The sequence below is a fragment of the Mammaliicoccus lentus genome (genome assembly GCF_947036595.1).
GTDB classification, from domain to species: domain Bacteria; phylum Bacillota; class Bacilli; order Staphylococcales; family Staphylococcaceae; genus Mammaliicoccus; species Mammaliicoccus lentus.
This window is the reverse complement of the sequence record NZ_OX344834.1, coordinates 1,906,088-1,921,227: the sequence shown is the minus strand read 5'-3', so window position 1 is coordinate 1,921,227 and position 15,140 is coordinate 1,906,088. Positions and strand designations below refer to the sequence as shown.

16 protein-coding genes are annotated in these 15,140 nt (G+C 32.9%); 12 read left to right on the top strand and 4 right to left on the bottom strand.

The window, feature by feature from the left end:
* Nucleotides 1-18: 18 nt before the first annotated feature.
* Nucleotides 19-681, top strand: a complete 663-nt coding sequence (locus tag ACNMOQ_RS09560; RefSeq protein WP_016999685.1) for a potassium channel family protein — start codon at nucleotides 19-21, stop codon at nucleotides 679-681.
* 352 nt (nucleotides 682-1,033) lie between these two features.
* On the opposite strand, the gene ACNMOQ_RS09555 is transcribed toward ACNMOQ_RS09560, so the two are convergent.
* The 3 genes from ACNMOQ_RS09555 to ACNMOQ_RS09545 form a co-directional block, all read right to left on the bottom strand.
* Nucleotides 1,034-2,200: an IS256 family transposase gene (locus ACNMOQ_RS09555; protein ID WP_064205432.1), complete on the bottom strand. Its 1,167-nt coding sequence runs from the start codon at nucleotides 2,198-2,200 to the stop codon at nucleotides 1,034-1,036.
* Nucleotides 2,201-2,683: 483 nt separating this feature from the next.
* Nucleotides 2,684-4,357, bottom strand: coding sequence for a ribonuclease J1 (rnjA, locus tag ACNMOQ_RS09550; protein WP_064204124.1), 1,674 nt, complete (start codon nucleotides 4,355-4,357; stop codon nucleotides 2,684-2,686).
* Nucleotides 4,358-4,570, bottom strand: a complete 213-nt coding sequence (locus ACNMOQ_RS09545) for a DNA-dependent RNA polymerase subunit epsilon (protein ID WP_064204123.1) — start codon at nucleotides 4,568-4,570, stop codon at nucleotides 4,358-4,360.
* 232 nt (nucleotides 4,571-4,802) lie between these two features.
* Between ACNMOQ_RS09545 and ACNMOQ_RS09540 the strand changes: the two genes are divergently transcribed.
* Together ACNMOQ_RS09540 and ACNMOQ_RS09535 are read left to right on the top strand one after the other, a co-directional pair.
* On the top strand, nucleotides 4,803-5,582 hold the full coding sequence (locus ACNMOQ_RS09540; RefSeq protein ID WP_416349766.1) for a Cof-type HAD-IIB family hydrolase: 780 nt from the start codon (nucleotides 4,803-4,805) through the stop codon (nucleotides 5,580-5,582).
* A 12-nt stretch (nucleotides 5,583-5,594) separates the two neighbouring features.
* Nucleotides 5,595-5,867 carry a hypothetical protein gene (locus tag ACNMOQ_RS09535; RefSeq protein WP_064204121.1) on the top strand — a complete coding sequence of 91 codons (273 nt, stop codon included), beginning with the start codon at nucleotides 5,595-5,597 and terminating at the stop codon, nucleotides 5,865-5,867.
* Nucleotides 5,868-5,935: 68 nt separating this feature from the next.
* Here ACNMOQ_RS09535 and def read toward each other — a convergent pair whose 3' ends face one another.
* Nucleotides 5,936-6,490: a peptide deformylase gene (def, locus tag ACNMOQ_RS09530; protein ID WP_064204134.1), complete on the bottom strand. Its 555-nt coding sequence runs from the start codon at nucleotides 6,488-6,490 to the stop codon at nucleotides 5,936-5,938.
* 120 nt (nucleotides 6,491-6,610) lie between these two features.
* Here def and ACNMOQ_RS09525 point away from each other — a divergent pair, with 120 nt between their 5' ends.
* The 9 genes from ACNMOQ_RS09525 to ACNMOQ_RS09485 all read left to right on the top strand — a co-directional run bounded on the left by ACNMOQ_RS09525 (nucleotide 6,611) and on the right by ACNMOQ_RS09485 (nucleotide 15,139).
* A complete protein-coding gene (locus tag ACNMOQ_RS09525) occupies nucleotides 6,611-7,243 on the top strand; it encodes a YkyA family protein (protein WP_064204120.1) in 633 nt (210 codons plus the stop codon).
* Nucleotides 7,244-7,406: 163 nt separating this feature from the next.
* Nucleotides 7,407-8,519, top strand: a complete 1,113-nt coding sequence (gene pdhA, locus ACNMOQ_RS09520; protein WP_064204119.1) for a pyruvate dehydrogenase (acetyl-transferring) E1 component subunit alpha — start codon at nucleotides 7,407-7,409, stop codon at nucleotides 8,517-8,519.
* 3 nt (nucleotides 8,520-8,522) lie between these two features.
* Nucleotides 8,523-9,500: an alpha-ketoacid dehydrogenase subunit beta gene (locus tag ACNMOQ_RS09515; RefSeq protein ID WP_064211626.1), complete on the top strand. Its 978-nt coding sequence runs from the start codon at nucleotides 8,523-8,525 to the stop codon at nucleotides 9,498-9,500.
* A gap of 42 nt (nucleotides 9,501-9,542) precedes the next feature.
* Nucleotides 9,543-10,829: a dihydrolipoamide acetyltransferase family protein gene (locus ACNMOQ_RS09510; RefSeq protein ID WP_064211627.1), complete on the top strand. Its 1,287-nt coding sequence runs from the start codon at nucleotides 9,543-9,545 to the stop codon at nucleotides 10,827-10,829.
* A 2-nt stretch (nucleotides 10,830-10,831) separates the two neighbouring features.
* Complete coding sequence (gene lpdA / locus ACNMOQ_RS09505) at nucleotides 10,832-12,238, top strand: dihydrolipoyl dehydrogenase (RefSeq protein WP_064204116.1); 1,407 nt, start codon at nucleotides 10,832-10,834, stop codon at nucleotides 12,236-12,238.
* A 65-nt stretch (nucleotides 12,239-12,303) separates the two neighbouring features.
* Complete coding sequence (locus ACNMOQ_RS09500; RefSeq protein ID WP_064211628.1) at nucleotides 12,304-12,576, top strand: UPF0223 family protein; 273 nt, start codon at nucleotides 12,304-12,306, stop codon at nucleotides 12,574-12,576.
* 115 nt (nucleotides 12,577-12,691) lie between these two features.
* Nucleotides 12,692-13,234 carry a helix-turn-helix domain-containing protein gene (locus ACNMOQ_RS09495; protein WP_064204114.1) on the top strand — a complete coding sequence of 181 codons (543 nt, stop codon included), beginning with the start codon at nucleotides 12,692-12,694 and terminating at the stop codon, nucleotides 13,232-13,234.
* An 11-nt stretch (nucleotides 13,235-13,245) separates the two neighbouring features.
* Entirely contained in the window at nucleotides 13,246-14,343 is a 1,098-nt protein-coding gene (locus ACNMOQ_RS09490) for an ABC transporter ATP-binding protein (protein WP_064204113.1), read from the top strand.
* Nucleotides 14,336-15,139 (top strand): ABC transporter permease, encoded by an 804-nt coding sequence (locus ACNMOQ_RS09485; RefSeq protein ID WP_064204112.1) that lies wholly within the window; start codon nucleotides 14,336-14,338, stop codon nucleotides 15,137-15,139. Before ACNMOQ_RS09490 ends, ACNMOQ_RS09485 begins: the two co-directional genes overlap by 8 nt.
* Nucleotide 15,140 lies beyond the last annotated feature (1 nt).

Here is a 15,140-nt window from a genome sequence, read left to right as displayed (position 1 = left end):
TAAGTATGGAGGCGTATCATGAGTAAAGAATATGTAGTAATTGGCTTAGGGCGTTTTGGTGGTAGTATTGTTAGAGAATTAAACGCGCTAGATATGGATGTAATGGCCATTGACTCAGATGAAGCTAGAGTGAATGAATTTAGTGATATTGCCACACATGCTGTTATAGCAGATACAACTGACGAAGCGGTTATGAAAAGTTTAGGTATACGTAACTTTGATCATGTCATTGTAGCGATAGGTGAGAATATACAGGCAAGTACTTTAACAACGTTAATTCTTAAAGAGTTGGGCGTAAAGAAAGTAACAGCTAAAGCTCAAAATGATTATCATGCGAAAATTTTGAATAAAATTGGTGCAGATACCGTAGTACATCCAGAAAGAGATATGGGTAGAAGAATTGCACATAACGTTGCAAGCGCATCTGTATTAGATTATTTAGAGTTATCGGATGAATATTCAATTGTTGAAATAAAAGCAGGAGAAAAGCTTGCAGGTAATTCTATACTGGAATTGGATGTCCGAGCTAATTACGGCATTAATATAATAGCTGTAAAAAGAGGTAAAGACATTATTGTAGCACCAGATCCAAATGAAAGTATTGAATTTAATGATATTTTAATTGTTATCGGACACGACAATGATTTAAATCGTTTTGAAAAGAAATTAGTAAATGAATAATACAAAATAAGGGAGTGGGACAGAAATCTCATTTTATTAAAAAGCTTTCGTAGTCCCACCCCGGCAAGGATGACTAGGTATGAAAAAAGCTTGTTATAAGCGCATTTTCATACCAGTCATCTACTGCCAATACAAAAAGAGAGTCTGGGACAATTATTTATGTCCCAGACTCTTATTTTTTAATTTTACCCTAAACACATATGATACATAGTCAAGTCCATATTTATGTGTAATATCTTTAGAAGTAATCAACCTTTGGTTTTTTAGAATGTATTAACAAAATAAATCTGTTTGATTTTTAGCAGATTCATTTTGTTAATCTCTACTTATTTTTCAAAAATAAGTAGTAAGTTTAAGGAATAAAAGGTCTTTTAGCATTATCTAGATTTTCTTGAATATCCATGAGTAATGCACCAATTAATCTAAAAGCTGAGTCTAGGTTAGGGAAAGTCTTAATGACTTTCTCTCTTTTTCTAAGCTGCATATTTATATTTTCAATAGAGTTAGTAGTTCGTATATTCTTATGGTGTTGTGCTGGAAATCTATAAAACTGTGTGGCATCTTCGAAGCCCTGATCTAATATATTTAAAGCTTCTGAATACTTAGGATTATTTTCATACTTAGTTACAAATTCATTTTTACTTTCAAGCGCATGTTGATATGTAGGAGCTTGAAAAATAGATTTAAGTAATGTTCTTGCCTCTTGTGAATTCTTTTTTGGAAATCTTTCAATGATGTTTTTAAGAAGATGAAATGTACAACGTTGCCAAGTTGAATCTATAAATTGTGATTTAATAGACTTAATAAGACCAGAATGTGCATCAGAAATAATGAGCTCAGGAGTTGTGAGGCCACGCATTCTTAAATCTTCAAAGAACTCAGACCAAGCCTGTTCAGATTCTTGATTAGAAATTTTAAAACCAATAATTTCACGTCTTTTAAGTTCATTTACTCCCATAGCTATATAAACGCCTTTAGAAACTATTTTATTATTCTCTCTAACTTTAATATGCATGGCATCAACAAATACATATCTGTACTGATGACTAGTAATAGGTCTACTCGACCACTTTTGAATATCGGGGTCAATATTTTTCATAACTTCTGAAATCGTAGATTTCGAAACAGATTTACCTGCCAGAGCCTCTACAATTTTCGTGATGTTTCTAGTTGAAACGCCATTAATATAAGCTTCTATCATCGCTAAAATCAGTGATTGATCAGAGCGAGAATATTGATCAAAAACTTCAGTTGTAAATTCGCCATCACGCGTTCTAGGTACTTTTAAATGAAGTGTTCCGACTGGAATCATAAAATCACGTTCATAGTAGCCATTTCGTTGTGCAATCCTTTCAGGATGCTTTTGTTTGAAATCAGCGTTCACAAACTGATCTCTTTCCATTTCCATATAAGCATTTAATACAGTTACAGCTATACTTTTCATAGCAGTATTTAAATTACTTTCTAAAATAGCACTTGCCAATTCTTCAAAGTCTACGTTAATATTTAACTGAGTCATATATAGGTCACCTCTACAATATTTTCTTAGTCGATTACATTGTACTAAAGTGAGCTATATTTGGCTCTTTTTTTATTACACAATTATATGGACATATTCGGTATGCCGCTCTAACGTGCAAGAAATTTGAGACAAGCTCGTTACATTTTCTAACGAGCTAGTGAATATAAACAAGCGCGTTAGCGCGATATTATTCAGTGTTTTAATATAATTTTATCCTAAATACATAAGGTATGCCGCTCTAACGAGCAAGAAATTTGAGACAAGCTCGTTACAATTTCTAACGACCTAGTGAATCTAAACAAGCACGTTAGTACGATATTTTCTATGATTTAATTTTATGTACTCAAATCTTTGTTAGTTATAACAAAAATAGGAGACTATATACTTTTTAAAACGAAATAAACAAACACCGCAATCCGAAAGAGAAATCAACGGATTGCGGTGTTTGACTTGAGAAATGGGATTATATCCTATTCTCTATTATTTGATTTTCATAATGATTGGTAAAATCATTGGTTTACGAGCAGTTTTTTCGTATAAATACGGTTGTAACGCTTCTGTTATTGTTGCTTTAACATGATGCCATTCAACTTTATCATTATTATTTAATTTCTCAATTACTGACTTTTTAATTAATCGTTGTGCATCATAAATTAAATGACCAGATTCTCTCATGTATACAAAACCACGAGATATAATATCAGGACCGGAAAGCAATTGCTTTGTTTTAAAGTCAATGCTTACAACTACAATTACTAAACCTTCTTCTGATAATACTTTACGGTCTTTTATAACAACGTTGCCTATATCTCCAATTCCGCTTCCATCTACGAACACACTTCCAGAAGGTATGCGTCCTGCGTATCGTGCAGAATCTTTCGTAAGTGCTAATACATCACCGATTTCATATACAAATATATTATCAGGATCAACGCCACAGTTAACACCTGTTTCACTGTGTTTCTTAAGCATTCTATATTCACCATGAATCGGCATGAAATATTTCGGCTTAATTAAACGAAGCATTAATTTTTGTTCATCTTGAGAACCGTGTCCAGATGTATGAATATTCGACAACTTACCATGGATAACATCTGCTCCAGCTTTATAAAGCGCGTTTATTGTTCTGTTAACACTCTTTGTATTACCTGGAATAGGGGAAGAACTAAATACTACTGTATCATCTGGTATAATACTGATTTGTCTATGTGTGCCATTAGCTATTCTAGATAAAGCAGCCATTGGTTCACCTTGAGAACCTGTACATAAAATTAATATTTCATGCTTAGGCACAGTATTGATTTTATTAGGTTCAATAAATGTTTCAGGTGGTACTTTAATATACCCTAAATCAGTTCCAATTTTAATGTTGTTCTCCATTGAACGACCGAATACTACAATTTTACGATTGTATTTAACGGCAGCTTCAACAGCTTGTTGTACACGATATATATTTGATGCGAAAGTCGCAAAAATAATTCTTCCTGTACATTTACGGAAAATCTCATCTACATTTTGTCCAACTTCTTTTTCACTTAGTGTAAAGTTAGGAACTTCAGAGTTAGTAGAATCTGAAAGTAAACAAAGTACGCCTTCTTCACCTAATTGAGCCATTTTAGCAATATTTGCTGGTTGTCCAACAGGTGTGAAATCAAATTTGAAGTCACCAGTATGAACAATTTTACCTTGAGGTGTATCAGCTATAATGCCGTATGCTTCAGGTATACTATGTGTTGTTAAATAAAATGAGATTTTAAAGTGTTTAAATTCAAACACAGAGTCTTCAGTTATTTCATTGAGTTGTGCAGTTTTTAGTAAATGATGTTCTTCTAATTTATTTCTAATTAAACCTAAAGCTAATGGACCACTGTATATGGGAACATTAAATTGTTTAAGTAGATAAGGGACGCCACCAATATGGTCTTCGTGTCCATGTGTAATGAATAAAGCTTTTACTTTATGTTTGTTTTGTATTAAGTAAGTATAATCAGGTATCACGTAATCGATACCAAGCAAATCGTCATCTGGGAACTTAATACCAGCATCTATTACGATTATTTCATCTTGATATTCGAGGGCGTACGTGTTTTTACCTATTTCACCGAGTCCTCCCAGTGCATATACACCTACTTCATTTTTTTGGATGGGTTTCATTTAGATTTTCTCCACATTAAAATGTTCTGATTTTTGTTCATAATCTAAATGAGCGCCCTCTAATTTTTGGACAAATTCGATATTATAATTACGATCTGATAAATAACGTCTCACTTGTTCTTCTGTTTGTCCTTCGAAATACTTAGTTTGTGTACTTTCACGTACAATAACTTCACTTTTGTCTTCTTGATAAAATACTTTAAATATTGCCATATATATAATCCTCCTAGTTGATTAACATAAATAAAGCCCTAGTTTAAGGCTAGGGTTAGTCAATTTTTGAAATTTGAGTCCCGTTCATTTTGAGAGGTATTTAAATTAAATATATAAATACCTTTTTAATAAGTTCATTTTACATGATAATTAGATATAAATAAAGTTATTTAACTAAATCTTTCATATATACTCAGAATGGACTAGAATAGAACGGAGGAGGCGATGATAGTTGGAAAAGAAATTAATATTTCTAGATATAGATGGTACAATTTATGATGAAAATAAAGAAATACCTCAATCAACAATAACCGCAATAAAAAAATTAAAAGAAAAAGGTCACATAGTTGGAATTGCTACTGGACGCGCACCTTACATGTTTAAGCACGTAATTGAAGAAACTGATATTCAAACGTTTGTTTCATTAAATGGACAAATTGTTGTTCATGATGGAGAAGTAATAGGTAAATATCCATTGAATAAGGAAGAATTAACACAAATCGTTGAAAAAGCACACAAAAATAATCATCCTTTAGTTTTCTTTGGAGACACAAACGTATACGCAAGTGAAGAAAACAATCTTCATATTTCCGAAAGCTTAGGCACTTTGAAAATGGATTATCCACAATATCACAATACATATTATTTAGATCATCCAGTATATCAAGCGCTTATATTCCATACTGCTGATGAAGATTATAAATATGATAACCAATTTGAATCTTTAAAGTTTTATAGATGGCATACTTTAAGCAGAGACGTTGTACCTAACAATCGTTCTAAAGCAGAAGGCATTAAAGAGTTGAGTAAAGAGTTAGGATTTTCATTAAATGAAGTCGTAGCGTTTGGCGATGGACCGAACGATGTTGAAATGTTAACTGAAGTTGGTTGTGGAGTAGCTATGGGAAATGGTGTAGACGCTTTAAAAGAAGTTTGTGATTATGAAACTAAAAGTGTAGACGAGAATGGCATATACGATGCATGTGTGAAATTAGGATTGATAGATGAATAGGAAGTGAATGTTATGGATAAAGTTGAACGTATTATAAAAACTGTAAAAGCTGAAAAAAATAGATCAGATAAACATTTTAAAGGTATTGAATTTAATATTCGCCAAAATGAAGTTGTTATGATTTATAATTATGATGAAACAGTAAATAATGTAAAACAAGATCCACACTACATTCGACATAATAAAGATCCAGAGTGGTTGAATCTAGATGAATTAGAATTAATTCAAAAATCATTAAGAGAAGAAAATATTAAATTTATAGAACGTAGAGATGAATTTATGTAACTATAATTTAAAACTATGAAAAAGAGTCTGGGGCATAAATAATTGTCCCAGACTCTCTTTTTGTATTGTTAATTAATTTCTACAGCATCGTCTACCACTTTAAATGGATCTTCTTCATTAATATAGTCATAGAACATTATGCCATTCAAATGGTCAATTTCATGTTGTAGGACAATTGCTGGATATCCTTTAAACCTTTTTTTGAATGGATTGCCTTCAATATCAAAAGCTTCTATCGTCACTTTAAAGTTTCTGTGCACTAATCCTGGTATAGATTCGTCAACACTTAAACAACCTTCACCGCCGTTTAAATATGCTTTTTGAACACTATGGCTCACAATTTTAGGGTTAATGAGTTGAAGTTCAAGTTTATTTCCTTTTCCATCATCTTGGATATAAACGGCTAACATTTTTTTAGAAACATTTATTTGAGGAGCTGCAAGACCAACTCCAGAGCGAAGTCCATATTTTTTTGCTAGTTCTTCATCTTGAGAATTTTTAAGGAATTCTAACATTTCGTTTAAAGTTTCTTGATCCTCTTTAGATACAGGTATTGCTACTTCATCGGCTTTTTTTCTAAGTGTTTCGTGGCCGTCACGTATAATATTTTCCATAGTTATCATTTTCATGCACCTTCCTCATATAAAATATATCAAAAATTCATCGTATTTACATCTAATATTAATTGTATAAATAAAAAAAACAGAGTAACATAAACATAGATTAGTAAGGAGGAAATACATATGATTGGCAAGAAAATCGGCGCATTAACTTTAACAGCCACTATGTTATTAACAGCTTGTGGTCAATCAACAGATTCATTAGAATCATTTTATAAAAAAATAGAAAAAGCAAATAAAAAAGAGAAGGTCATCGTAGATTTAAATGAAGAAATGACAAAAGCAGAAAAAGAAAAAGTAGCTAAAATTGAAAAATTAAATAAAGCTAAAGGTGATGAATTTAAGTCTATTGCTGAAGAAATTACAAAAAGCGTTGATGATCGTGAAGCGATAATCGATAAAGAAGATAAAGCAATGAAAGATTCAAAAGAGATATTTGAAACATCCGAAAAAGACTATAAAGCGATAGAAGACGATGAACAGATAAAAGAAGCTAAAGATTTAAAAAATATCTTAGATAAAAAATATAAAACACATGAAGAAGTAATAAAAGGATATAAAGGTGTTCTAAAAGCAGAAAAAGAATTATTCGGTTATTTATCGAAAGATAAAGCAACACAACAAGGTGCAGATGAACGTTCGGAAAAATTAACTGAAGAAAATAAAAAAACAGAAAAAGTTGTTACAGATTATCAAAATCAATTAAAAAAAGTTCAACAAGAAAAACAAGATGTAGCACAGATTTTAAATAATTGATATGTATTAGTACAGTTGTTATGATGTTGTAATACAGACGTATAAAAGCCTTGAATCAAAGGCTTTTTATTATGTAAGTATTTTTTATTTAACAGTAAAACAGTTTTGTGTTAAACTAATTAAGAAATGATTATTTAATATAGGGAAAGGTATGGTGAATTGAATGGCTCCGAGAAAAAAAGCCCAATTCGATGCAGTAGCGACTTTAAATGAAATAGAGTCTAAGTTTGAAATGGTTCAAGTTTTAGATGAAGAAGGAAATGTCGTAAATAATGACTTATTACCGGACTTATCTGACGAAGAACTAGTTGAATTAATGGAAAGAATGGTATGGACTCGTGTCCTTGACCAACGTTCTATTTCTTTAAATAGACAAGGTCGTTTAGGTTTCTATGCACCAACAGCAGGACAAGAAGCTTCTCAATTAGCTTCACATTATGCATTAGAGAAAGAAGACTATGTACTTCCAGGTTACCGTGATGTACCTCAATTAATCTGGCATGGTTTACCATTAACTAAAGCGTTCTTATTCTCACGTGGACACTTTATTGGTAACCAATTCCCAGAAGGTGTGAACGCATTAAGTCCACAAATCATCATCGGTGCTCAGTTTATTCAAACAGCTGGTGTTGCATTAGGTCTTAAAAAACGCGGGAAGAAAAATGTAGCAATCACATATACTGGTGACGGTGGTTCATCACAAGGTGACTTCTATGAAGGTATTAACTTCGCATCTGCTTATAAAGCACCTGCTATCTTTGTAATTCAAAATAACAACTACGCGATTTCAACTCCACGTGATAAACAAACAGCAGCTAAGACATTAGCTCAAAAATCAGTGTCAGTTGGTATTCCAGGCGTATTAGTAGACGGAATGGATGCTTTAGCAGTTTATGCAATCACTAAAGAAGCGCGTGAACGTGCTGTTAACGGTGAAGGTCCAACATTAATCGAAACATTAACTTATCGTTATGGTCCACATACAATGGCTGGTGACGATCCAACACGTTACAGAACATCTGATGAAGATTCAGATTGGGAAAAGAAAGATCCATTAGTACGTTTCAGAAAATATCTTGAAGCTAAAAACTTATGGTCTGAAGAAAAAGAAAACGAAGTAATGGAAAAAGCAAAAGAAGAAATTAAAACAGCTATTAAAGAGGCAGATAATACGCCTAAACAAAAAGTTACTGATTTAATGGAAATTATGTACGATGAAATGCCTCAAAACTTGGCTGAACAATATGAAATTTACAAAGAGAAGGAGTCGAAGTAAGTCATGGCACAAATGACAATGATTCAAGCGATTAACAATGCGCTTCAAAACGAATTAAAAAGAGACGAAGATGTTTTATTATTCGGTGAAGACGTTGGTGTAAACGGCGGTGTATTCCGTGCTACAGAAGGTTTACAAAAAGAATTCGGCGAAGATCGTGTATTTGATACACCACTAGCAGAATCAGGTATTGGTGGTTTAGCTTTAGGTTTAACGCTTGAAGGTTACCGTCCTGTCATGGAAATCCAATTCTTTGGTTTCGTATTTGAGGTTATGGACTCAATCGCTGGACAAATTGCACGTCACCGTTTCCGTTCAGGTGATTCAAAAGCTGCACCTGTAACTATCCGTGCGCCATTCGGTGGAGGTGTTCACACTCCAGAATTACACGCAGATAACTTAGAAGGTTTAATGGCACAATCACCAGGTTTGAAAGTAATCATTCCTTCAAACCCATATGATGCTAAAGGATTATTAATTTCAGCTATTCGTAGTGACGACCCTGTCGTTTACTTAGAACACATGAAATTATATCGTTCATTCCGTGAAGAAGTACCTGAAGAAGAGTACGAAGTAGAAATCGGTAAAGCGAAAGTAAAACGTGAAGGTACAGACTTAACTATTGTTACTTACGGTGCAATGGTTCAAGAATCTCTTAAAGCAGCAGAAGATTTAGAAAAAGACGGTTATTCAGTAGAAGTAATCGACTTAATCACTGTTCAACCTATCGATGTTGAAACAATCGTAAAATCAGTTGAAAAAACTAACCGTGTAATCATCGTTCAAGAAGCTCAAAAACAAGCTGGCGTTGGTGCTACTGTAGTTGCTGAGATTTCTGAAAGAGCAGTTCTATCATTAGAGGCTCCAATTGCACGTGTAGCAGCTCCTGATACTATTTACCCATTCACACAAGCTGAGGGTGTTTGGTTACCAAACAAAAAAGATATCGTAGCACAAGCTAAAGAAACATTAGAATTTTAATTTGTACTAAAAATACAGATTTATATTTAGGAGGAAAAAATCTTGTCATTTGAATTTAAATTACCAGATATCGGTGAAGGTATCCACGAAGGTGAAATTGTAAAATGGTTTGTTAAAGCAGGCGACGAAATTCAAGAAGACGATGTATTATGTGAAGTTCAAAATGATAAATCAGTCGTAGAAATTCCATCACCTGTTTCAGGTAAAGTAGAAGAAGTTATGGTCGAAGAAGGAACTGTTTCTGTTGTTGGTGACACAATTGTTAAAATTGATGCTCCTGACGCTGAAGGTATTCAGTTCAAAGGTCATGATGACGACGAAGAACCTAAACAAGAAGAAAAAGCAGAAGAAACTAAAGAAGAATCTGCTCAAGAAAGTGAAAAATCTGAAGAAGTTGACGATTCTAAACGCGTAATCGCAATGCCTTCTGTTCGTAAATTTGCACGTGACAACGATGTAAATATTAAAGCAGTTTCAGGTTCAGGTAAAAATGGACGTATCTTAAAAGAAGATGTTGAAGCATACTTAAATGGCGGAAGCACTTCAGAACAAGGTACAACAGAAGAAGCTCAATCAGCTTCAACTGAAGATACTGCAACACAAACTGCACAAGTACCAGAAGGTGCTTACCCAGAAACTCGTGAGAAAATACCTGCTATGCGTAAAGCAATTGCAAAAGCAATGGTTAACTCTAAACAAACAGCTCCTCATGTAACATTAATGGATGAAATTGATGTACAAGAACTATGGGATCACCGTAAAAAATTCAAAGAAGTTGCTGCGGAACAAGGTACTAAATTAACATTCTTACCATATGTTGTTAAAGCATTAGTATCAGCGCTTAAGAAATACCCAGCATTAAATACTGAATTTGATGAAGAAAATGGTGAAATTGTTCATAAACATTACTATAATATAGGTATAGCTGCAGATACTGATCGCGGTTTATTAGTACCAGTAGTTAAAAATGCTGATCATAAATCAATGTTCCAAATTTCAGATGAAATTAACGAATTAGCTGTAAAAGCACGTGATGGTAAATTACAAGCTAATGAAATGAAAGGCGCAACTTGTACAATCAGTAATATCGGTTCAGCTGGTGGACAATGGTTCACTCCTGTAATCAATCACCCTGAAGTAGCGATTTTAGGTATTGGCCGTATAGCTCAAAAACCTATCGTTAAAGATGGAGAAATTGTTGCAGCACCTGTGTTATCATTATCATTAAGCTTTGACCACAGACAAATTGATGGTGCTACTGGTCAAAACGCAATGAACCATATTAAGAGATTATTAAATAATCCAGAATTATTATTAATGGAGGGGTAAAAATGGTAGTTGGAGATTTTCCTATTGAAACAGATACTATTGTAATTGGAGCAGGTCCTGGTGGTTACGTTGCAGCAATTCGTGCAGCGCAACTTGGACAAAAAGTAACAATCGTTGAAAAAGGCGAATTAGGTGGCGTTTGTTTAAACGTTGGTTGTATTCCATCTAAAGCTTTATTATCAGCGTCTCACCGTTTCCATAATGCACAACATTCAGAAGATATGGGTGTAATTGCAGAAAAAGTAGCATTAAACTTTGACAAAGTTCAAGAATTCAAAAACGGCGTAGTTAATAAATTAACTGGCGGAGTTGCTGGATTATTAAAAGGTAACAAAGTTGAAGTTGTAAAAGGTGAAGCATACTTCGTAGATGAAAATAACTTAAAAGTTATGACTGAAAAAGCTTCTCAAACTTATACTTTCAAAAATGCAATTATCGCAACAGGTTCTCGTCCAATTGAAATTCCTAATTTCAAATTTGGTGAACGTGTTATCGATTCAAGTGGTGCATTAGCGCTTAAAGATGTTCCTAAAAAATTAGTTGTAGTTGGTGGCGGATATATCGGTTCTGAACTTGGTACAGCTTTCGCTAACTTCGGTTCTGAAGTTACAATTCTTGAAGGTGCAAAAGACATCTTAGGCGGATTCGAAAAACAAATGACTCAAATCGTTAAAAAAGGTCTTAAAGCTAAAGGCGTTGATATCGTAACTGAAGCAATGGCTAAATCTGCTGAAGAGACTGATAATGGCGTGAAAGTTACGTATGAAGCTGGTGGAGAAACAAAAGAAATCGAAGCTGATTATGTATTAGTAACTGTAGGACGTCGTCCAAATACTGACGAATTAGGTCTAGAAGAATTAGGCTTGAAAATGAGTGATCGCGGACTAGTTGAAGTAGACGATCAAACTCGTACATCAGTTGAAAATATCTTTGCAATTGGTGACATCGTAGCTGGTCCTCCACTTGCTCATAAAGCAAGTTATGAAGCTAAAGTAGCTGCTGAAGCTATTTCTGGTGAAAAATCAGCTGTTGATTACTTAGGTATTCCAGCAGTATGTTTCACTGAGCCAGAACTAGCTACTGTAGGTCATACAGAAGCTAGTGCTAAAGAAGAAGGTTTAGAAGTTAAAGCTTCTAAATTCCCATTTGCTGCAAATGGCCGTGCTTTAGCACTAAACGAAACAAATGGATTTGTTAAGTTAGTAACATTAAAAGAAAATGGATTATTAGTAGGTGCTCAAGTAGCAGGTGCTAATGCTTCAGATGTTATTGCTGAACTTGGATTAGCAATAGAAAGTGGAATGACTGCAGAAGACATTTCATTAACTATTCATGCTCACCCAACATTAGGTGAAATTTCTATGGAAGCTGCGGAAGTAGCACTAGGTACGCCTGTCCATACTTTATAATATTTGACAATACTAAAGAATCACTGTTAACGCAGTGATTCTTTTTTTATAAGGAGATTAATAATATGGAATATAGTTATCCAATTGATGTTGATTGGTCACAAGAAGAAATATTGCAAGTCGTTGAATTTTTTAATCATATCGAAGATGCTTACGAATCAAGTGCTAATAGAGAATCATTTGAACAAGCATACAAAAACTTTAAGAAAGTTGTTCCTGGTAAAGCAGATGAAAACAACATGTATAAAGAATTCAAACAAGCGAGTGGCTATGATGGATACAAAGCAGTAAAAGCTTTAAAAGATAGTACTACTGAAACAAGTATCACAATTAAATAAATTTTCTCATCCCCCAAAAAAGTGTTGAAGTATAAAATAATTTCTGTTATTTTATTAAAGGTACTAAACTTATTGTTTAGTAAAAGTAAACATACAACTCTTTTTTGGGGGATTTATGAATATAGGAGAAAAACTTAAAAATTTAAGATATCAAAAGAACTTAACTCAAGAAGAATTAGGTGAAAGAACAGATTTATCAAAGGGATATATCTCACAATTAGAAAGAAATTTATCATCGCCATCTATGGAAACTTTTTTAAATATATTAGATGTATTAGGTGTTGAACCAAGCGAGTTTTTCAATGAAAAGCTATATCAAGCTCGTATACATTATCCCGCAAAAGAGCAAACTTTATATGACGAATATGATGAAGGATACAAAATTAATTGGTTAGTCCCAGATTCCAATGAATTTGAAATGGAACCAGTCATTATAACGCTTAAAGGTGGGTGTCGATATAAATCATTCTCACCATCTTCGTCAGAAACTTTTGCTTATGTTAAAAAGGGTACCATTACTTTGAAAATTGGGAAAAGAAAATATAAAGCTAAAAAAGGTGAATGTTTTTACTTTAAAGCTCATGAAGTTCATCAATTTTTCAATGAAACTGAGAAAGATGCTGAAGTACTAATTGTGGCTACAGAATCTTATTTATAGGAGGGGAAACAATGTCAAAATCAATTATCAAGTTTGAAAACATCTATAAAAATTTTAATAATACCCATGTATTAAACGATGTTAGTTTTGAAATAGAAGAAGGTAGGTTTTACACGCTATTAGGCCCTTCAGGTTGTGGCAAAACAACTATTTTAAAACTTATTGCTGGATTTGAAACACCGACAAGTGGAAACATATATTTTAATGATAAAATCATTAATCAAATTCCTGCAAATAATAGAAAAGTAAATACAGTATTTCAAGATTACGCATTGTTTCCTCATTTAAATGTTTTTGAAAATGTAGCTTTTGGATTAAAAATAAAAAAATTAAACAAAAAAGATATACAACATAAAGTGATAGAAGCATTGAAATTAGTGAAACTAGAAGGATATGAACAAAGAAAAATATCAGAAATGAGTGGCGGACAAAAACAACGTGTAGCAATTGCTCGCGCTATAGCAAATGAACCTGAAATTATATTGTTAGATGAACCTTTATCTGCATTAGATTTAAAACTGCGTACCGAAATGCAATATGAATTGCGTGAATTACAGCAAAGGCTAGGTATTACATTTATATTTGTAACGCATGATCAAGAAGAAGCTTTAGCAATGAGCGATTATATTTTTGTAATGAAAGATGGAAAGATTGAACAAAGTGGCACACCAGTTGATATATACGATGAACCGGTAAATAAATTCGTAGCAGATTTCATCGGTGAATCTAATATCGTAAGTGGCATCATGAAACGAGATTATGAAGTAGAAATGTATGGTATTACCTATGAATGTGTAGATGCTGGATTTGAGCCAGATGCTAAAGTAGATGTCGTAATACGCCCAGAAGACATAAGCATCAAATCTCCAAGTGAAGGTAGAGTATCTGCAGTAGTAGACTCACAGCTATTTAGAGGCGTGCATTATGAAATTTGTTGCTATGATGAACAAGGTAACGAATGGATTATACAAACGACTAAAAAGGCAGTAATCGGTGAAACAGTAGGATTAGATTTTGATTCTGAATCTATTCATATAATGCTACCTGGTGAAACAGAAGAAGAATTTGATCGTCGGATAGAAAGCTACGAGGATGATGTTCATGCATAAAATAAAATCATTTTTACTCGTACCTTATATGATTTGGATTATTTTATTTATCATCGTTCCAATTGCCATGATATTTTATGCTTCTTTACTCGATATTCATGGCCATTTTTCATTAGAGAATTATACGAATTTCTTTACAAGTAGCTATTTAAAAATGACTTTAAGTTCAGTATGGTATGCTATTTTGATTACATTCTTTTGTTTGTTAGTGAGCTATCCGTTAGCGTTAGCTTTAAAAAGTGCTAGACATAAAGAAATATTATTATTGCTTATCATTTTACCAACATGGATTAATCTATTATTAAAAACATATGCTTTTATAGGTATTTTTAGCCATGATGGATTATTAAATAAAATGTTGAATATATTTCATGTACCTTCTACTGATTTATTATTTACGAGCACAGCGTTTATTATTGTATCGGTATACATTTATATTCCATTTATGCTATTACCTATATTTAATGCTATGGAAGAAATACCAGAAAATCTAATTCAAGCTTCAAGAGATTTAGGTGCTAATCACATTACAACTTTTAGAAAGGTTATTATGCCTTTAACTTATGAAGGTGTTAAAACAGGTATACAAATCACATTTATTCCTGCACTTTCATTATTTATGATTACAAGATTAATTGCAGGTAATAAAGTAGTTAACCTTGGTACAGCAATTCAAGAACAATTTTTAGTTACTCAAAACTATGGGATGGGTTCTACAATTGCAGTGTTTTTAATATTGGCGATGGCTTTTATTTTAATTATTACGAAATCTAAATCAGAGAATAAGGAGGTATAGA